This is a genomic window from Bradyrhizobium sp. HKCCYLS3077, from assembly GCF_051167555.1.
Classification (GTDB): domain Bacteria; phylum Pseudomonadota; class Alphaproteobacteria; order Rhizobiales; family Xanthobacteraceae; genus Bradyrhizobium.
Map to the genome: position 1 here is coordinate 367203 of NZ_JBNPTH010000005.1, position 17855 is coordinate 385057.

Genomic DNA, 17855 nt, shown 5'->3' on the forward strand with positions numbered 1-17855 from the left:
ACAAGGCTGTTGTCTCTGGTCGCAGTTGTCTCAGGTCAAAGCGTCGCCGATTTCGCTCGATTACCGTCAAATTCGTGACTGATTTGAACCTGACGTTCAGCCTTCCCGTCACAAAGGAGGGGCGCGGCGCCGCTTATGTTGCACAGCAACTAGGTGCGCCGCACAACGAACGGGCGGCGGATACACAACATTTAGCCTTTCTGTCACAGCGCGGTTACATATATTAAACAGAACGGGTCGCGAGAGTCTTACAGGTCTGAAACTACCTTTGATTGTGCTCCCGAGGGACGAACATGAAGCGTGGAATAACCGTTCTTGTGTCTGTCAGTATCCTGGCGGCCGTCGGCTACTTCACTGCGAGCAAGTGGGCGATCCGGCACGAGACGATCAGGTTCTATGACGCCTCCCGCAGCAACCGTCTCGTCGAGGTCGCCGTCGCGGTCCGCCGCGACAAGGAGATGCAGGCCGAAGCCGGCATGATCAAGCTGCCGGTCGCCATCCTCAATCACGGCAACACCGTGAAGTTCACCGAATACTCCTTCCTGGCCAACGTGCTCGCGGCGCGCGGCTATATGGCCGTCAGCATTCAGCACGACCTGCCGACCGATGCGCCGATGGTGACCAAGGTCGGCGAGCCCTATGTCGGCCGCTTGCCGCAGATCCAGCGCGGCGTGGCCAATATCAGGTTTGCGGTTCAGCAGATGCGTCAGCTGCAGCCGAATGCGGATTATGACCATCTGACCATGGTCGGCCACTCGATGGGCGGCGACATCTCGATGTACTTCGCCAAGCAGTATCCGGATGACGTCAGGAAGGTCGTTACGCTGGACAATCTGCGTGTGCCCTTCGTGACCGACGGCAAGTTCAAGATCCTGTCGTTCCGTTCCAAGGATCCGCACTTCAAGGCGGATCCGGGCGTGGTCCCGAGCGACGACATCTGCGAGCAGACCGGCATCACGGTCGTGAACACCGATTTCCAGCATAACGACATGCGCGACACCGGGCCCGACGATGCCAAGTCGTCGATCCAGGCCATGCTGGACAAGTTCCTTGCGGACAGCGACAGCTCCAGCATCGGTCCGGTGAAGTCAAAGACGCCGCTGCTCGACCCGGGCCCGGTCGCGCCCTATGCGCCGGTTGCCAAGGCCGCCACGCCGGCCAAGCCCCTGACGCATTGACGCTGGACGCCGCTTCCTCGTCTCGCCGCCGCACCAAGCTGCGGCCGAGACGTGTCCGACTACTGCTCCCCCACTGTCATTGAAGGCCGGGGCTCACCTGCCCACATGATGCGCATCGCAGCAGGTGATGCGCATGGCCGATCGTCCCTCGAAATCTGGTTCCGCACCCATGGCGTCGCCTGACGCAGAGGCGCGGCCGCAGCGCTTGCCGGAAACGGAACGGTCCACGGCGGATGCGATCGCGGCGTTTGTCGCGCAGGCCAAGGCCATGGCGCCGCAAGCGCAGGGCACCCGAGGCCGGCTCATGTTTGCCCTTGACGCAACGCTCAGCCGCCAGCCGACCTGGGACATGGCCTGTGCGCTGCAGGCCGAAATGTTCCGCGAGGCCGCCGCGCTGGGACGTCTCGACATTCGCCTGGTCTATTATCGCGGCTTCAACGAATGCCGCGCCACGGGCTGGATTTCCGACAGCGCCGAGCTGGCGCGGCTGATGAGCAAGATCGATTGTCGCGGCGGTGAGACCCAGATCGGCAAGGTGCTCGCGGAGGCGCGGCGTCACGCGACGTCGGCCGGCATTCGCGCCGTCGTATTCGTTGGCGATGCGATGGAAGAGAATGTCGACGAGCTCTGCGCCAGGGCCGGTGAACTCGGCCTGTTGAAGGTGCCGTTGTTCATGTTCCAGGAGGGGCAGGAGCCACGAGCCGAACAGGCCTTTCGCGACATGGCGCGGCTCTCCGGCGGAGCCTGGTGCCGGTTCGATCCCGGCGCAGCCGCGCAGTTGCGCGAACTTCTCCGCGCGGCAGCGGCCTATGCGGCGGGCGGCCGCGAAGCGCTGCTCCGGCTGGCGGGCCGCGAAACCGGGGCGGCCTTCCTGATCGATCAGATGAAATGACGGCGGATCCCGCTTTTCGGCGGCGCCTGCGGTGAGGCGAGGGTCCGACTGCGGCAGTCCCTCGCACGGCCGATCATGCTTTTTGGGACGACACGCCCTATATTCGGCGCATGACCCTGATCGCTGGCGCCGTCGCCGTCATCACCCTCTATTTGCTGCTGCAAATGTTCCGGAACGCCAATCCGGCGGCCTTGGCGCGAATCGTCAAGTTTGCCGGCGGTGTCGCCTGTCTTGCCGTGGCGGCGTTCACCGGTCTTCGGGGCGAGCTGGTGGTGGCGATCCCGATCGGGCTGTTCGGAGCAGGGCTGCTGGGCTGGTCGCCGGCTGGGATGGGCCCTGTCGGCAATTTGTTCGGGCTCGGCGGGCAACGTTCGGCGGGACAGAGCTCGCAGGTGCGCTCGCCCCTGATCGAGATGAGGCTCGATCACGACACAGGCCAGATGCAGGGGCGCTTCATTGCCGGCGCTCATGCCGGCCGGTCGCTGGATGACTTCGATCTGCCGCAGCTCGTGGCGATGGCCCCGAGCCTCGACGCCGACAGCCTGGCGCTACTTGAAACGTATCTGGACCGCCGGTTTCCCGCTTGGCGTCAGGACGCGCAGGGCGACGCGGCAGGGCGGCAGCGCCGCGCGGCGTCGAGTTCCAAAATGACGGACGAGGAGGCCTATCAGATCCTTGGCCTGCAGCCGGGCGCGGGGCGCGACGAGATCGGGCGTGCCCACCGTGCGCTCATGAAGAAACTGCATCCCGACCAAGGGGGGTCGACGTATCTCGCCGCCCGGGTGAACGAGGCCAAGGATACTCTGCTTCGTACGCATCACGGCTAACTCCGACAACGCTACCAACGCCCCGATGACGACCCCGTCGTGATGGCCGTTGTGTCGGCCCCGCAGGCTTTCGCCCTCGTCACGCACCATCGTTCGTCATGGTGAAGAAGTTCTAGCGGCAAATCCTTGACGAGTGGTTTGCACCCGCGCCGCCGGCCGTCGGTCGCGCGAGGCCCAAACGAAAAGGCCCGCGCTGTGTCGCGCGGGCCTCACCGTCCAAAGTGTCAGTGACGTTGTTAGTTGTGCACGGTCATGCAGGAGATGTCGGCGCGCTTCAGCTTCTTGCACACGGCCTCGGCCTGATCGCGATCGAGGCCGGCGAAGCGGGCGCGGATCAGCGTCTTGTCGCCCTTCGACACGGTCTCGGTGAACGGATCGGCCTTGCTGAGCAGTCCCTGGGCCGAGCTGCGCGCCGCTTCGATGCGCTTCTGAGCCTCGGCCTCGCTGTCGAGCGCGCCGACCTGGATGATCCAGCCGCTGCGCGCCACGGCCGACTTGCTCGGAAGTTCGGGCGCGGGGCTGGCGGACGCGAGCTGCGTGGGTTGCGGCGCCGGGGCAGCCGGAGGCGCGGCATAGGCCATCGCCTGAGAGGAACCCGCTGGCAGGCTGGAGGCCGGCAGCACACCGAGAATGCCGTTGCCGGTGCCGTGTCCCGGGGGCTGCGGCGGCATTTCGGGACGCGGGGCCTCGGCGCGGGCGATCGGCGGAGCCGGCTCGATCGCCTCGACACGCTGGGCGAACGGAGCGGGAGCAGGGGCGGCAGCAACCGGCTGCGGCGCAGCCGTCGCGAGCTTCACGGCACCAGCCTTGACCTGGACCGTCCGGACCTTGACCGGCTTCATCGGCTCGGTGGAGCCCGGAACGAGCGAGATCGGATTCTGAATCACGCCGGAGGTCATCGGCGCCGGCTCGGCCTTGGCTTCCTTCGGCGCCGACGGCGGCAGCGCGGCGGTGGCCTCGGAGAGGGTGGAGATCAGCTTCGCGGCGCGGCTCGGGGCCGGCGCGGCCTCGGGCGCTGCCGAGGCGAGCTGCATCGTGCTCTGGTCGGCGTCACCGTTGTCCGAGCTGCCGCGCTCGCTGATCGCGGCCACGGTGCGTCGGGTCGCGCCCTTCTCAAGATTTTCGGCGAGCAGATTGCGCATGATCGCATCGCGCGAGCCGCCGCTTCGGCCGCCCAGTACGACGCCGACCAGGAAGCGGTTGCCGCGGCGGATCGAGGTCACGAGATTGAAGCCGGACGCGCGCGTGTAGCCGGTCTTGATGCCGTCGACACCCTCGACGCTGCCGAGCAGGTGATTGTGGTTGCGGATCGACTGGCCGCGATAATTGAAGACCTCGGTCGAGAAGTAGCGATAGTAGCGCGGGAACCGGTCCTGGATCGCGCGGCCGAGGATCGACTGGTCGCGGGCGGTCGTGATCTGCTCGTCGGCCGGCAGGCCGGAGGCGTTCACATAGGTAGTGCGGCTCATGCCCAGCGCGCGCGCCTTGCGCGTCATCAGCTTGGCGAAGTCGTCTTCGTCGCCGGCAATCGCCTCGGCGATGACGACGGCGGCGTCATTGGCCGAGCGGGTGACGAGGCCCTTGATCGCGTCCTCGACGCGGATGCTCTGGCCGGGACGCAGCCCGAGCTTGGTCGGCGACTGCTCGGAGGCATGCTCGGAGACGGGCATCTCGGTGTCGAGCTTCATCTTGCCGGACTCGAGGCGCTCGAACAGCAGATAGAGCGTCATGATCTTGGTGAGCGAGGCCGGATGCCGCAGCGAGTCCGGGTTGGTCGCCGTCAGCGTCGCGCCGGAATTGCCGTCGACGATGATCGAGGCGAAGGCCGGGCTGTAGCTGCCCTCGTCATTGTGCGGCGAATGGCGTGCGTGATGATGCCGGTGGCGGCGCCGCGCTTCTGCGCTGTCGACCGTGACCACTGCTGCCGTCGCGAGGGTGATCAGTCCGTAGACGCCCACCCGCAAGAGGCGCGAGGAAGCCATTTTTGTGCGAAGCATGAAATCCCCGTCCAATTTCTGACGTGATCACCGGCTCGTAAGGCGAAATTGTGCCGAACGCCCTGTGATCGTGCCTGCCGGACCCTCCAGAACCGCGCCGTACCGCGGCACCGCATCGAAAGGCCCGAACTGAGGTTTTGTTAAGACGCTGTTTTAGAACAGCTTTACGGTTCGGCCGACGCTGGCCGGGACCATCGGGGAGGTTAGGACGGTCGAGTTGCCAAAGTATTAAAGAAATCTTGCCTCGACACTCCGGATTTCTGCTGATTCGATCCGCGACGGGGCAAAAATCCCATACTCCGCGACAATGCCTGCAATGGTGCATTGCACAAGATTCTTGCTTTTATTGTGCGGTGCACTATACTGGTGCCGCGTCAGGGAACCGGGGCTTCCCTGTGGGCGCTCAAAGTCAGGGAAAGGAATGCCACATGTTTAAGGTTGAAGACTTTCAGAACTACGGCAAGGAGCAGTTCGAGACCGTCGTGAACTCCGCGACCACCGTCCAGAACGGCCTCCATGCGATCGCCACCGCCTACGGCGACTATACGAAGAAGTCGTTCGAGGACACCAAGTCGTTCGTCGAGAAGCTCCAGGGCGTGAAGTCGCTCGACAAGGTGCTCGAGGCGCAGACCGAATTCGCCAAGTCGGCTTACGAGACCTTCGTCGCGGATTCGCAGAAGATCGCCGGCCTCTATTCGGATCTCGCCAAGCAGGCGTTCAAGCCGCTGGAAGGCATCGCTGCGAAGTTCACCCCGCCGGCCGCGCACTGATCGCGTTCGCGCCCGCAGGGAGCACAAAGCCCGGCTCGCGCCGGGCTTTTTTGTTGGCTGAATGCGTGGGGCGCCCGCGCCGCTATCTGGCGACGCGCAGCTTCGACAGGGCCGTGCCGATCGAATTGAACGTGGTCACGATCTGGCTCGAGCTCGTCAGCATGTAGAACTTGTCGGGACTGCTGGCGCAGTTTTGCAGCACCGTCGAGGTGGGGTCGGCTGGCGAACTCGTGTTCACCTGGATGGTGTAGATCGTGTACATCGAGTTCCCCTTCGAATCCTTGGTGTTCTTCAGATTCGAGCAGAGCAGGGCCTGGCGCGCGTCGATCGGGTTGCCCGAGGCCTGCGACGAGCCGTTGCCGTATTCGGGCCAGCGGTCCTCGGTGTTCAAGCCGTCCGACAGCAGGATGATGACGCGGTTGTAGGTGGTGTTGGCATCTTCCGACGGTGCGCCGAGCACGCCGTTGGGGATCAGTGACTGCACCGCCCATGCGAGCCCGATTGCCTGGTTGGTGCCGCCGGTCGGCTGCATGGCGTTGACGGCGCTCTTCAGTGAACTCCAGCTGTAGCTGAGCGGCACGATCTGGGCGAGCTTGGTCGTCGCCGTGCTGCTGCAATATTGGGTGTTGTTCTCCATGTGCTGGTTCGTCGGGAACAGCGTCTTGACGTCGGACGCCACCGGCGAGACCGCGGTCGCGTCGTTCGGCTGGGTGCGGTCGGCGACGCAGCCGGTCCAGCTGCTGAAGGCGTTCGCCACCCAGGTCTTGGTGTAGGTGTTGACCTTGCAGGTGTAGCCGCTGGTGCCGGATGTGCCCGTGCAGCTGCAGCTCTCATTGGCGCCGTTGCTGCACTTGCAGCTCGAGCCGGTGCAATAGGTGACCACCGTCGATGTCTTGGCCGTCGTCCAGCAGCCATTGTAGTAGCTGTGCGAGGCTGAGTCATAACCGGGGCAGACCTGGCCGGCGTTGGCGTCGCCGGTCTTCGGGATCGTCGAGGTGCTCGCGCTGCCCGAGGTCGGACCGCTGACGCAGCCGAAATAGTAGCCATTGCCCGAGGTGAACGGGCAGGCGGATCCCGGCCCGACCATGTCCCATTGCGCCTGGGTCAACTTCGTATTCGGGATCGCGGCCTGGTAGGAGCCGTTGTTGGGCTGAATCGTGGGCGGGTTCTGCCAGTCGGTCCAGTCGAGCCAGCTCTGGCTGTAATTGCTGGCGCCGACATTGACGACCTTGGCGAAGGGAACGACCGAGATGTAGACGTCGCCGGGCGTTTTCGCGAGGCCGCTGAGCTGGTCGATCAGCCCGCCGCTGCCGGCCACCGCGTTCTGCAGCGCGGTCATCTTGCCGCTGGAGGCCATCGAGCCGGTGTTGTCGAGCGCCAGCGCCACCCGCATTTTGACGTCGCCCCAGGTGGTCGTGCCCTTGACGCCGAAATCCATGGTGGGGAAGCCGACGATCTTCATAAACTGGGTGACGATCTGGCCCGAGGCCGACAACTGAATGTTGGAGGGTGAGGAGCTCGTCGATGCGGTATAGCTGACGTTCACGGTGACGTTCTGGGCGTCGGCGCTGGTGTAGAGCGCCTTGAAATAGGCCGATGCCTTCGCCGGGACGTCCGACGCTGTGATCGTGCCCTGCGACAGATCGCGCGACAGCATCAACGCGGCGGAGTCCAGCGCCCCCTGCATCGACGTCCTCGCCGCATTCACCCGGCTGTAGTCGATGCCGGCGCCGATGAAGGCCAGGATCGGAACGAGCGCGATGGCGAACAGCATGGAGATGTTGCCGCGGCGGTCGCGGACGAACTGGGGCACGACGCGGCGGCAGAAGCGGAGCGGGGAAACGGCGGTCATGTCGCTCACCAAATGTGGTTTCTGCAGGTGATTTCCGCGGCCGGTCGATAAAGGCAGGTGAATCCGAAACCGGAAAACCGCAGGTGTGCCCGCAGCCCGGCACCGCTCCCCCGGCGAATCCGGTTCCCTGTCAATGCCCAGTGAATGGGCTTTGTAAAATGCGGTCGGTTTGATTAACCTTCGGTGCCATCGCCGGGGCAGGGAATCGGTCCTGCCGGGGCGCCGTGTCCCTCGCGGTCATGCGCTTGCGGCAGACCCGTCACTGACCCATATTCCTGGTGTCGGTCCGACCGGACCGGTCGGCTGGGACAGGCGATCTGGAAAGCAGGACCGGGTGGCGGAAGCGGCCCGGCCGGGGACAGGACGGGGCAGCCCTTATTGAGACACCCTCTCCAGGGAAACTCTTTATTGGTGTCCTCGTCGCCATATCTAACGCGTGCAAGATGTCGCAGCCAACTTCCAGATTGAACCGATCCGCGCCCAGGATGAGCAATAACGACAATAAATCGGGTGGTCCGGGTGGCCCCGTCACCTCGGTGATCACCAAGGTCAAGCCGAAGACCAAGCGTCCCAATCTCTATCGGGTCCTGATCCTCAACGACGATTACACGCCGATGGAGTTCGTGGTTCACGTCCTGGAGAAATTCTTCAACAAGGACGTCGAGGCCGCGACCAAGATCATGCTTCACGTGCACCATCACGGCATCGGCGAGTGCGGTGTCTTCACCTACGAGATCGCCGAGACCAAGGTGACGCAGGTGATGGACTTCGCCCGCAAGCACCAGCACCCGCTGCAGTGTGTGATGGAGAAGAAGTAGCCGCGTCTCCCGATCCGGGGGCCGCGATGATCGCACAGCCGATGATCGGACGCGCGTCGGCTGATGGAGCGTGAGGGCAATTGCCGCATCTTCGGCGTGCCCGGAGAGTGCTTCGTCCGCAGAATTACGGCCGATCCGGTCCCGTCTCTTTGGGGACTCAGAACGGCTCTTCCCGTCGGTTGTCGAGGCTGGGTTCGCCTCAATCGGAACGGGTTTTGCATTGACGATCCGGTGAACCCGTAATCGAGACGCTCGGCCGGTCTTTTGTCGCACTCGGTTATAACTATATTTGACAAAGGTTGTTGTTGCCTGACCGGGCGGCGGCGATCATGATGGCAAGGGGCCACAGAGGACGCGCATGCCGACTTTTTCTCAAAGCCTTGAACAATCCCTGCATCGTGCGCTGGCGATTGCCAACGAGCGTCATCATCAATACGCGACATTGGAACATCTCCTCTTGTCCTTGATCGATGACAGCGATGCAGCGGCCGTGATGCGCGCGTGCAGCGTCGACCTCGACAAGCTGCGCGGCAGTCTCGTCAATTATCTCGAAACCGAGTTCGAAAATCTGGTCACGGACGGCAGCGACGACGCCAAGCCGACCGCAGGTTTCCAGCGCGTGATCCAGCGCGCGGTGATTCACGTTCAGTCCTCGGGCCGCGAAGAGGTGACCGGCGCCAACGTGCTGATCGCGATCTTCGCCGAGCGCGAGAGCCACGCCGCCTACTTCCTGCAAGAGCAGGACATGACGCGCTACGACGCCGTGAACTACATCAGCCACGGCATCGCCAAGCGCCCTGGTGTTTCCGAAGCGCGCCCGGTTCGCGGCGTCGACGAGGAGACGGAGACCAAGGGCAACGAGGACTCCAAGAAAAAGGGCGAGGCGCTGGAAACCTATTGCGTCAATCTCAACAAGAAGGCCCGCGACGGCAAGATCGATCCGGTCATCGGCCGTAACTCCGAGATCAACCGCGCGATCCAGGTGCTGTGTCGCCGGCAGAAGAACAACCCGCTGTTCGTCGGCGAAGCCGGCGTCGGCAAGACCGCGATTGCCGAAGGTCTCGCCAAGCGCATCGTCGACAGCGAGGTTCCCGAGGTGCTGTCGGCGGCGACCGTGTTCTCGCTGGACATGGGCACCTTGCTCGCCGGCACGCGCTATCGTGGCGACTTCGAGGAGCGCCTCAAGCAGGTGCTGAAGGAGCTCGAAGCGCATCCGAACGCGATCCTGTTCATCGACGAGATCCACACCGTGATCGGTGCGGGCGCGACGTCGGGCGGGGCGATGGATGCCTCGAACCTCTTGAAGCCGGCGCTGGCCTCGGGCTCGATCCGCTGCATGGGCTCGACCACCTACAAGGAATATCGCCAGCACTTCGAGAAGGACCGCGCTTTGGTACGCCGGTTCCAGAAGATCGACGTCAACGAGCCGTCGGTCGAAGATGCGATCGCGATCCTGAAGGGCCTCAAGCCTTACTTCGAGGACTATCACCGCCTGAAGTACACCAACGAGGCCATCGAGGCCGCGGTGCAGCTGTCGTCGCGCTACATCCACGACCGCAAGCTGCCGGACAAGGCGATCGACGTGATCGACGAGTCCGGCGCGGCGCAGATGCTGCTCGCCGAGAACAAGCGCAAGAAGACGATCGGCATCAAGGAGATCGAGACCACGATCGCCACGATGGCGCGGATCCCGCCGAAGAGCGTGTCGAAGGACGACGCGGAGGTGCTGAAGAACATCGAGCAGACCCTGAAGCGGGTGGTGTTCGGCCAGGACAAGGCGATCGATTCGCTGTCGGCCTCGATCAAGCTGGCGCGGGCCGGCCTGCGCGAGCCGGAAAAGCCGATCGGCTGCTACCTGTTCTCGGGTCCGACCGGCGTCGGCAAGACCGAGGTGGCCAAGCAGCTCGCGGCGACCTTGGGCGTCGAGCTCCTGCGCTTCGACATGTCGGAGTACATGGAGCGGCATACCGTGTCGCGCCTGATCGGCGCGCCTCCCGGCTATGTCGGCTTCGACCAGGGCGGCCTCCTGACCGATGGCGTCGACCAGCATCCGCATTGCGTGGTGCTGCTGGACGAAATCGAGAAGGCGCATCCGGATCTGTACAATGTGCTGCTGCAGATCATGGACCACGGCCGGCTCACCGACCACAACGGCAAGCAGGTCAACTTCCGCAACGTCATCCTGATCATGACGACGAATGCGGGCGCGGCGGACCTCGCCAAGCAGGCGTTCGGCTTCCACCGTTCGAAGCGGGAAGGCGACGACCACGAGGCGATCAACCGGCAGTTCGCGCCGGAATTCCGCAACCGCCTGGATGCGATCGTCTCGTTCGGCCATCTCTCGGTCGACGTGATCGGCATGGTCGTCGAGAAGTTCGTGCTGCAGCTGGAGGCCCAATTGGCCGACCGCGACGTCACGATCGAGCTGTCGGAACCGGCGAAGGCCTGGCTGATCCAGCACGGCTATGACGAGCAGATGGGCGCGCGCCCGATGGGCCGCGTGATCCAGGAGCACATCAAGAAGCCGCTGGCCGACGAGGTGCTGTTCGGCAAGCTGAAGAGCGGCGGCCACGTCCGCGTCGTCCTGGTCAAGGACGAGTCGGGGGTGGACGAGAAGATCGGCTTCGAGTTCGTCGACGGCCCGGTCTCGCCGAAGTCGGAAGTGCCGGCGGCGCGCAAGCGCAAGCCGAAGTCCGGCGGCAGCGGCCCGAAGGGCCCGGCGCCGAAGGGACCGCTGGTCAAGGCGTGATGGCCGGACCAAGTCAATGAATGAAAAGGCCGGCTTCGCGCCGGCCTTTTCTATTTGGGTCTGTTTTCTTCAGTGGGCCTTTTCTTCAGGCCTCTTCTGCTCAGGCCTCGTCTGTCTCGCTCACGCCGCTGAATTGAGCGGCTTCGCGCGGTCGATACGCTTGCGTTCACGTGGCGAATGCAGGGCGTTCCACAGATCGGTGCGGCGCTGGACGTTGAGCCAAAACTCTGCGCTGTTGCCGAACACGCGGGCGAGGATGAGGGCGGTGGCGGCGGTGACGTTCCGCTTGCCGTTGCAGAGTTCGTTGACGTGCTTGCGCTGCACACCCATCGCTGCCGCCAGCGCGGTCTGCGTCAGCCCGAGCGGCTGCATGAACTCCTCGACCAGGATCTCGGCTACTGTCGCTGGCTTGCATTTCGTCATCAGCATGGATGGGCTCGCTGGGAGACTGCACCCGTATCTCTGCGGGTTCATGTGACGGACTGTGGAATGCACCCGATAAGGGGTCAAGCAGGTGGTCGACGAGGATCTCGCGCTCAGGCCGGCTTGATGAAGAAGTACACCGTCAGCCCGCAGCCGACCGCGATGATGAAGCGGCGCACGTAAGCTGGCGGGATGATCTGGCCGAGGCGGGCGCCGACGAAGCCGCCGAGCATGCCCGTGCACATCATGGTCAGCGTCTCCAGCCAATGCACGCGGCCGGAGAAGGCGAAGATGATCGAGGCCATGATGTTCATCAGCGCGGCCAGCCAGATCTTCAAGCCGTTCATCGCGCGGATGTCGCGCATGCCATAGAACACCAGCGCGGCCAGCATCAGGATGCCGATGCCGCCGCCGAAATAGCCGCCATAGATTGCGATCACGAACTGCACGGCCTGGATGGTCAGCGGCCCCAGCCAGGGCTTGCCGTCCTTCGGCGTGAAGCGCATGCCGAAGGCGAACACGACGGTGGCGAACAGGAGGAGCCACGGCACGAGCCGGCTGAAGGCCGCCGACGGCGTGACGAGCAGCAGCACGGCTCCGAGCGTACCGCCGACCAGGCTGATGATCGACAGCCGCACCAGGTCGCGGCGCCACGACGCCTCGGTGTCTCTCAGGATGTCACGCGAGGCGAAGGCGCTGACGAACTGCCCGGGACAGAGCGCGACCGTGCTCGAGGCGTTGGCGTCGATCGCCGGAATGCCGGCGGCCAACAGGGTGGGGAAGGTCAAGAAGGCGCCGCCGCCCGCGAGCGCATTGACGATCCCCGAGCCGAAGGCAGCGAGCGCAAGCAGGGACAGCATCGTGAAGTTGGTCGTCCACACAGGTTATGCTTCCGTCGTTCGTAAAACATAGCCCGGGCCGTCGCTTCGGACTTCCCTCCTGTAAACCCTCTTCGGATCACCGTTTCGTAGCCCGAGCGAACGGGCCGTCTCCAGTCCCTCCAGTGCCAATGCGCCCGCGACCAACTCAGCAAGGCCGTCGAGGCTCGCACAGGCCATGCGGAGCACTGAGGGTAAGCCAGTATCGATAGTCGCTGAACTCCGCATAGTCGGTCAACGCCAACTTGACGGTGATGCCCAGTGCCTCACCAACGATGTATGTGTTCTCCACGTAGAACGAACTCTCGCGAATCTCCACGAACCTCACATTCAGGCGACTGAAAATCGACAGAGCGAATTCGGCTAGATTCAGTGACTCATCGTCCCGAATGAACACTTCACTCATCTGCCGCTACTCGCCCTTCAGCCGCTGGCCATCATGAACGCGGACATGCTCGGCACCGCGCGCGCCAGCCGGCGACAGCCGGAGCATGCTCAGGAACGCGCCGACCAGCGCGAAGCCGACGCCGGTCAGGAGCGACAGCCGCGTTCCGCCGGAGGGATCGAGCGCCAGGAACATCGCGACCAGCGCCGCACCGGTGGTCTGACCGAGCAGCCGCGCGGTGCCGAGCATGCCGCTGGCGCCGCCGGCGCGTTCGCGTGGCGCGGCGGCGATCATTGTGCGGTTGTTCGGCGTCTGGAACAGGCCGAAGCCGCAGCCCGCCAGCGCCATGCGCCAGACGACGTCCCAGGATGACGGCTGTTGCGGCAGCAGGCCGAGCGTGAGGAGTCCGGCTGCGAAGATGACCAGGCCGATGCCGCCGAGCAGACCGGCCGGCACGCGCTCCACCAGCCGTCCGGCGATCGGCGCGGTCAGGCCGACCGCGATCGGCCAGGGCGTGATCAGGAGGCCCATCTGCACCGGCGAATAGCCGAAATGGCTTTCGAGATAGAACGGGATCGCGACGAAGGCGAGCATCTGGCCGCAGAACGACGAGATCGAGGTCGCGATCGACAGTGCGAACACGGGGATGCGCAGGAGGTCGAGCGGCAGCAGCGGCGAGGCCATATGGGTCTGGCGATAGACCAGCCAGATGCCGGCGATCACGGCGACGACGAACTCGATCGCGCAGGTCACCAGCGCCTCGCCATGGCCGAGGCTGTCGACCGCGGCGATGAGGAAACCGAAGGTGACGGCGCTCAGCGCCGCGCTCTGCCAGTCGAACATGTGCGGCGCGCGCGGCGTATGCGGCAGGAAGCGGAAGCCGAACACGAAGGTGACGATGCCGAGCGGCACGTTGATCGCGAACAGCCAGGGCCAGCTGCCGACGGCGAGGATGCCGGCCGCGATCGTCGGTCCCACCGCGGCGGACACCGCGACCACCATCGCGTTGACGCCGATGCCGCGGCCGAGCAGCGCCTGCGGATAGGTGAAGCGCACCAGCGCCGAGTTGACGCTGAGAATGCCGGCGGCGCCGAAGCCCTGCAGGATGCGCGCGAGCGTCAGCAGCAGCAGGCTGTCGGACAGCGCGCAGAACGCCGACGCGGCGGTGAACAGCACGAGACCTGCGAGATAGACCCGGCGATAGCCGATGATCTCGCCGAGCGAGGCCAGCGGCAGCAGCGAGATCGTCACCGCGAGCTGATAGCCGTTGACGATCCAGATCGAGAACGCCGGGCTGGCGTTGAGATCCCGGGCGATGGTCGGCAGCGCGACATTGGCGATGGCGCCGTCGACCACCGCCAGCACGATCCCGAGCGCGATCGTGACGATCGCCCAGGTCCGCTGCGGCAGCGGCAGGCCGTCGGCATGCACCATCGTGGTCGTAGAGTTCATTGCGCAGGTTCCCGCCGCAGCCGGGCCGCGGATGAGGGACGGGCACGGGCAACCGCACCGCACAATCCGCGTTCCATGCGCTCAGGCGGGACCGAGGCGTCAGCGCCTGGAACGGACCTGAATGGCCTTGAGATAATTGACCACGGCTTCCGCGTCAGGCCGGTCGAACTGGAAGCTCGGCATGTCCTTATGGATGGTGGAGAGGCCGTTTTGCAGCCGCTGAGCAAAATCCTCGTCGTAGAGCTTGCTGTCACCGAAGGTCCTGAACGGGGGCGCGTCCGGGTGCGGGCTGGCGCCGGTGGGACCTATCGCATGGCATCGGCTGCAAAGGCTTTGCAAGAGCGCTTTTCCACGCTTCTGCTCGCTGTCCAGCGCATGGCTGGCGGTGGATGCCAGCGCCAGCAGCAGCAGGCAGGCGGATCCCATTCGTCGTCTCATAAACGCGTGTCTCGCTTGGACGTGCGCCCAGGGCTACCAGCGGCCCTCGGCCTTGCCATAGGCATACAGGGCCACGAGCCCGATCGTCACCAGGGTCGAGCCGATCAGGACGATCCGGTCCCAGCGCAGCTCGGTCTCCTCGTCGCGCTGCAAGGTCAGCAGGGAGAACAGGGCCTTCATGGCAAAGCGGCGCATCGGATCGGTCCCGGCAGCGGCCCCGCATTTCGATGATGTGGGCCGGTGCCACTTTAGCCCGCCCGGTCGGTGCCCCGCCATGACGAACATCGCGTGGGCCGAGCCCTCGAGGCTGAACGGAAGCACGGTGCCCGAACTAACCCGCCTGTCCGAGCACGACGTCCGCGACCGCGCGCGCGACCTTCGCGATCGTGGCGTTGCGCTCCTCCGGCGAGGCTTGCGAGCCGGTCAGATAGGCCGTGACCAGAACCGGCTTGCGGCCTGGTGGCCAGAAAACGCCGATGTCGTTGGCCGTGCCGCGCTCGCCAGAGCCGGTCTTGTCGGCGGTGCGCCAGTCACGTGGCACACCGGCCCGCAATCGGGTGTCGCCAGTCTTGTTGGCGAGCATCCAGCCCGTCAGCCTCTCGCGCATGGTCGTCGACAGGACGTCGCCGAGCAGCAGGCGGCGCAGGTTCTGCAGTATGGCGGCCGGACTGGTCGTGTCGCGGGGATCGTCGGCCTTCGCCTCGTTGAGCTCGAGTTCCCAGCGGTCCAGACGGGTGACCTCGTCGCCGATCGATCGGACGAAACCTGTCAGTCCCGAGGGACCGCCGATCTGCCGCAACAGCAGATTTCCCGCGGTGTTGTCGCTCTGCGTGAGCGCAGCTTCGCAGAGTTCGGCGAGGGTCATGCCGCGGCCGACATGCTCCTTCGTCACCGGCGAATAGGTCACGAGATCCTTCGCCTCGAACGCAATGCGCGTGTCGAGCTGCAAGTCGCCGGCGTCGACGCGCTTCAGAACCGCTGCGGAGGCCAGGCATTTGAACGTGCTGCACATCGGAAAGCGCTCGGCCGGACGCAGGCCCGCCTCGAACCCGGTCTGGGAGTCGAGCACGGCGACGCCGAGCCGTCCGAGACTCTCGCGTTCGATGCGGGCGAGTTCCTGTTCCAGGCGCGCTCTTCGGTGGTCCGCCGCGTTGGCCGCTGGCGATCGCAGCCAGCTCGCCGAAGCCGCGATCCCAAGCAGTCCAAGACCGAGATGACGTCGCGTCAGCATGTTCATTCTCCCGTGACGGCGCGAACCTGCCGAACGGGGTGACGACTGACAAACGATCATTTATGCGTCGAGCCATGAGCAGAACTTGGCCATCATGCCCATCCGCAACCATCTCCCGTTGAACGCTCTTCGCGCCTTCGAAGCGTCCGCGCGGCATCTGAGCTTCACCAAGGCGGGCTTGGAACTCAGGGTCACGCAGACCGCGATCAGTCACCAGGTGAAACAGCTCGAGCAGATGCTGGGCTCCAACCTGTTCAGGCGGCTGCCGCGCGGCCTCACGCTGACCGACGAAGCGCTTGCTCTGTTTCCAGTGCTCAACGACGCGTTCAGTCGCATCAGCGGCGCGATCGATCGCATCGAGACGAAGGGAGCCCGCGAGGTCGTGACTGTCGGTTGCGTCGGCACCTTCGCCACCGGATGGCTGTTGCAACGTCTCGACGGCTTTCGCGAGATGCACCCCTATATCGACCTGCGCCTGCTCACCAACAACAACCGCATCGATATCGCTGGCGACGGGCTCGACATCGCGCTTCGCTTCGGCGACGGCTCCTGGCATGGCACCGAAGCTCTCCATCTGATGTCCGCGCCGCTGTCGCCCGTCTGTCATCCCGACGCCGCGAGCCGTCTGCGCGCGCCGTCGGATCTCGCGCGTGAAAATCTGCTGCGGTCCTACCGCGCCGAGGAGTGGCCGCTCTGGTTCGCGGTCGCGGGTGCTCCGTGCCCGATGATCCAGGGGCCGATCTTCGACAGCTCCGTCGCGATGGCCGAGGCGGCCGCGCGCGGCGTCGGCGTCGGACTGGTCCCCATCGCCATGTTCGAGCGCGAGCTTCAGACCGGTCGGCTGGTCCGGCCGTTTGCAGCCGAGGTCGCCGCCGGGTCCTATTGGCTGACCTGGTTGAAGTCCAAGGAGCCGACGTCCGGCATGCGCGCGTTCCGTGACTGGATCATCGATGCCTTGCGCGCCGGTACGCCGGCCTGATCGCGGGCGTGGGCGCTCAGCGCTTCACGGCGCTGCGCCGCCACTCGCTCGGCGTCAGGCCGAACTGCTCGCGGAATACGCGGCCGAAATGCGAGAGATCGTTGAAGCCCCAGGAAAACGCGATCTCGCCGATCTGACGATGCACCAGCGACGGCGAGCCGAGGTCACGCCGGCAGTGCTTGAGGCGCTCGGCCAGAACGAAGCGTTGAAACGAGAGCTGCTCGTCGGAGAACAGGTCATTGACGTAGCGCGCCGACAGGCCGAGTTCGCGCGCGATCGCCTGCAGCGACAGATCCGAATCCGACAGCCGCGTCCGGATATGTGCCTTGATACGGTAGAGCAGGGCCGCGCGATGGCTGGACGACGGCAAGGGCTGCGTGCTGAGCCGCTCGGTCAGAGTCATCGCAAGCAGGTCGGCGGCCTGATCCGCGAGGTGCTCGGCATGCTCGACGCCGATGTGATCGGCGCGCTCGCACAGCTTGATAATGAAGTCATAGGCGAGCGGCTGCAGCGGGCTGTCGCTGCCGAAGGTGATCGCCGTGACTGCCTCGGTCGCGCCGATCCTGCGCTGCAGCATCTCGCGCGGCAGCTTGAACACGGTCTGCCGGAAGGCCGCGTCGAACTGCAGCTCATAGGGCCGCGTCGTGTCGTAGATCGCGAACTCGCCGGGCCGGATCACCGTGTCGCGGCCGTCCTGGGTGACGCCGCCGGTGCCCTCGCGTCCGAGCGCGACCAGCACGTAGTCGGCATCGGCACGCGCGATGCGCTGCGTTGTCCGGCGCACGCGCTGCTGGTCCGAGGCGACCTCGGAGCAGACGGCCCGGCCCAAGGTCGTGTGCGTCACCGCACCGCGAAACGCGCTGCCGAGATCGGACGTGCAGTCGAGACCGACATAGACGTCGCAGACGATATCCTGCCACAGCGCCAGCCGGCGGTGGCCCGGGCTTCCTTCCGTGGTGAACAAGACCGGCATCGCTCCGTCTCCC

The 17855-nt window shown here is 65.1% G+C and carries 17 protein-coding genes; 7 read left to right on the forward strand and 10 right to left on the reverse strand.

The features are described 5' to 3' along the window. Positions 1–293 precede the first annotated feature (293 nt). The 3 genes from ACQR0Z_RS22040 (at position 294) to ACQR0Z_RS22050 (ending at position 2897) form a co-directional block, all read left to right on the forward strand. Entirely contained in the window at positions 294–1178 is an 885-nt protein-coding gene (locus tag ACQR0Z_RS22040; protein WP_434861651.1) for an alpha/beta fold hydrolase, read from the forward strand. A gap of 133 nt (positions 1179–1311) precedes the next feature. Beyond that, positions 1312–2070 carry a VWA domain-containing protein gene (locus tag ACQR0Z_RS22045; protein ID WP_434920017.1) on the forward strand — a complete coding sequence of 253 codons (759 nt, stop codon included), beginning with the start codon at positions 1312–1314 and terminating at the stop codon, positions 2068–2070. Between the two features lie 110 nt (positions 2071–2180). After that, positions 2181–2897, forward strand: a complete 717-nt coding sequence (locus ACQR0Z_RS22050) for a DnaJ domain-containing protein (RefSeq protein ID WP_434861653.1) — start codon at positions 2181–2183, stop codon at positions 2895–2897. 236 nt (positions 2898–3133) lie between these two features. On the opposite strand, the gene ACQR0Z_RS22055 is transcribed toward ACQR0Z_RS22050, so the two are convergent. After that, positions 3134–4894, reverse strand: coding sequence for a serine hydrolase (locus ACQR0Z_RS22055; protein WP_434920018.1), 1761 nt, complete (start codon positions 4892–4894; stop codon positions 3134–3136). A 428-nt stretch (positions 4895–5322) separates the two neighbouring features. Between ACQR0Z_RS22055 and ACQR0Z_RS22060 the strand changes: the two genes are divergently transcribed. Next, positions 5323–5664 carry a phasin family protein gene (locus ACQR0Z_RS22060; protein WP_012044785.1) on the forward strand — a complete coding sequence of 114 codons (342 nt, stop codon included), beginning with the start codon at positions 5323–5325 and terminating at the stop codon, positions 5662–5664. Between the two features lie 82 nt (positions 5665–5746). Here ACQR0Z_RS22060 and ACQR0Z_RS22065 read toward each other — a convergent pair whose 3' ends face one another. After that, on the reverse strand, positions 5747–7516 hold the full coding sequence (locus ACQR0Z_RS22065) for a pilus assembly protein TadG-related protein (RefSeq protein ID WP_434920019.1): 1770 nt from the start codon (positions 7514–7516) through the stop codon (positions 5747–5749). A gap of 485 nt (positions 7517–8001) precedes the next feature. Between ACQR0Z_RS22065 and clpS the strand changes: the two genes are divergently transcribed. Continuing rightward, complete coding sequence (gene clpS / locus ACQR0Z_RS22070) at positions 8002–8334, forward strand: ATP-dependent Clp protease adapter ClpS (RefSeq protein WP_434861656.1); 333 nt, start codon at positions 8002–8004, stop codon at positions 8332–8334. A 358-nt stretch (positions 8335–8692) separates the two neighbouring features. Next, a complete protein-coding gene (clpA, locus tag ACQR0Z_RS22075; RefSeq protein WP_434861657.1) occupies positions 8693–11083 on the forward strand; it encodes an ATP-dependent Clp protease ATP-binding subunit ClpA in 2391 nt (796 codons plus the stop codon). A gap of 120 nt (positions 11084–11203) precedes the next feature. Here clpA and ACQR0Z_RS22080 read toward each other — a convergent pair whose 3' ends face one another. The 7 genes from ACQR0Z_RS22080 to bla form a co-directional block, all read right to left on the reverse strand. Further along, positions 11204–11512, reverse strand: coding sequence for a HigA family addiction module antitoxin (locus ACQR0Z_RS22080; RefSeq protein WP_434920020.1), 309 nt, complete (start codon positions 11510–11512; stop codon positions 11204–11206). A 107-nt stretch (positions 11513–11619) separates the two neighbouring features. Then, a complete protein-coding gene (locus ACQR0Z_RS22085) occupies positions 11620–12366 on the reverse strand; it encodes a sulfite exporter TauE/SafE family protein (RefSeq protein WP_434920213.1) in 747 nt (248 codons plus the stop codon). 166 nt (positions 12367–12532) lie between these two features. Next, the gene (locus ACQR0Z_RS22090) at positions 12533–12790 is read right to left on the reverse strand and encodes a hypothetical protein (protein ID WP_434920021.1); all 258 of its coding nucleotides are present in this window, start codon (positions 12788–12790) and stop codon (positions 12533–12535) included. 6 nt (positions 12791–12796) lie between these two features. After that, complete coding sequence (locus ACQR0Z_RS22095) at positions 12797–14221, reverse strand: MFS transporter (protein WP_434920022.1); 1425 nt, start codon at positions 14219–14221, stop codon at positions 12797–12799. 99 nt (positions 14222–14320) lie between these two features. After that, positions 14321–14647 carry a c-type cytochrome gene (locus tag ACQR0Z_RS22100; RefSeq protein WP_434920023.1) on the reverse strand — a complete coding sequence of 109 codons (327 nt, stop codon included), beginning with the start codon at positions 14645–14647 and terminating at the stop codon, positions 14321–14323. Positions 14648–14692: 45 nt separating this feature from the next. Then, positions 14693–14854 (reverse strand): hypothetical protein, encoded by a 162-nt coding sequence (locus ACQR0Z_RS22105; RefSeq protein ID WP_434861661.1) that lies wholly within the window; start codon positions 14852–14854, stop codon positions 14693–14695. A gap of 136 nt (positions 14855–14990) precedes the next feature. Continuing rightward, positions 14991–15890 carry a class A beta-lactamase gene (gene bla / locus ACQR0Z_RS22110; protein WP_434920024.1) on the reverse strand — a complete coding sequence of 300 codons (900 nt, stop codon included), beginning with the start codon at positions 15888–15890 and terminating at the stop codon, positions 14991–14993. A 94-nt stretch (positions 15891–15984) separates the two neighbouring features. On the opposite strand from bla, the gene ACQR0Z_RS22115 reads away from it, so the two are divergent. Next, positions 15985–16869, forward strand: a complete 885-nt coding sequence (locus tag ACQR0Z_RS22115) for a LysR substrate-binding domain-containing protein (protein ID WP_434920214.1) — start codon at positions 15985–15987, stop codon at positions 16867–16869. A 16-nt stretch (positions 16870–16885) separates the two neighbouring features. Here ACQR0Z_RS22115 and ACQR0Z_RS22120 read toward each other — a convergent pair whose 3' ends face one another. Next, positions 16886–17842: a helix-turn-helix domain-containing protein gene (locus tag ACQR0Z_RS22120; RefSeq protein ID WP_434861663.1), complete on the reverse strand. Its 957-nt coding sequence runs from the start codon at positions 17840–17842 to the stop codon at positions 16886–16888. Positions 17843–17855: the final 13 nt, after the last annotated feature.

Coding starts and splice junctions, on each gene's coding strand:
- ACQR0Z_RS22065 (WP_434920019.1), bottom strand. CDS start 7,516: ATGACCGCCGTTTCCCCGCTCCGCTTCTGCCGCCGCGTCGTGCCCCAG.
- ACQR0Z_RS22050 (WP_434861653.1), top strand. CDS start 2,181: ATGACCCTGATCGCTGGCGCCGTCGCCGTCATCACCCTCTATTTGCTG.
- ACQR0Z_RS22095 (WP_434920022.1), bottom strand. CDS start 14,221: ATGAACTCTACGACCACGATGGTGCATGCCGACGGCCTGCCGCTGCCG.
- ACQR0Z_RS22105 (WP_434861661.1), bottom strand. CDS start 14,854: ATGCGCCGCTTTGCCATGAAGGCCCTGTTCTCCCTGCTGACCTTGCAG.
- ACQR0Z_RS22120 (WP_434861663.1), bottom strand. CDS start 17,842: ATGCCGGTCTTGTTCACCACGGAAGGAAGCCCGGGCCACCGCCGGCTG.
- ACQR0Z_RS22100 (WP_434920023.1), bottom strand. CDS start 14,647: ATGGGATCCGCCTGCCTGCTGCTGCTGGCGCTGGCATCCACCGCCAGC.
- ACQR0Z_RS22115 (WP_434920214.1), top strand. CDS start 15,985: ATGCCCATCCGCAACCATCTCCCGTTGAACGCTCTTCGCGCCTTCGAA.
- ACQR0Z_RS22040 (WP_434861651.1), top strand. CDS start 294: ATGAAGCGTGGAATAACCGTTCTTGTGTCTGTCAGTATCCTGGCGGCC.
- clpS (WP_434861656.1), top strand. CDS start 8,002: ATGAGCAATAACGACAATAAATCGGGTGGTCCGGGTGGCCCCGTCACC.
- ACQR0Z_RS22045 (WP_434920017.1), top strand. CDS start 1,312: ATGGCCGATCGTCCCTCGAAATCTGGTTCCGCACCCATGGCGTCGCCT.
- ACQR0Z_RS22055 (WP_434920018.1), bottom strand. CDS start 4,894: ATGCTTCGCACAAAAATGGCTTCCTCGCGCCTCTTGCGGGTGGGCGTC.
- ACQR0Z_RS22090 (WP_434920021.1), bottom strand. CDS start 12,790: ATGAGTGAAGTGTTCATTCGGGACGATGAGTCACTGAATCTAGCCGAA.
- bla (WP_434920024.1), bottom strand. CDS start 15,890: ATGCTGACGCGACGTCATCTCGGTCTTGGACTGCTTGGGATCGCGGCT.
- clpA (WP_434861657.1), top strand. CDS start 8,693: ATGCCGACTTTTTCTCAAAGCCTTGAACAATCCCTGCATCGTGCGCTG.
- ACQR0Z_RS22080 (WP_434920020.1), bottom strand. CDS start 11,512: ATGCTGATGACGAAATGCAAGCCAGCGACAGTAGCCGAGATCCTGGTC.
- ACQR0Z_RS22060 (WP_012044785.1), top strand. CDS start 5,323: ATGTTTAAGGTTGAAGACTTTCAGAACTACGGCAAGGAGCAGTTCGAG.
- ACQR0Z_RS22085 (WP_434920213.1), bottom strand. CDS start 12,366: ATGCTGTCCCTGCTTGCGCTCGCTGCCTTCGGCTCGGGGATCGTCAAT.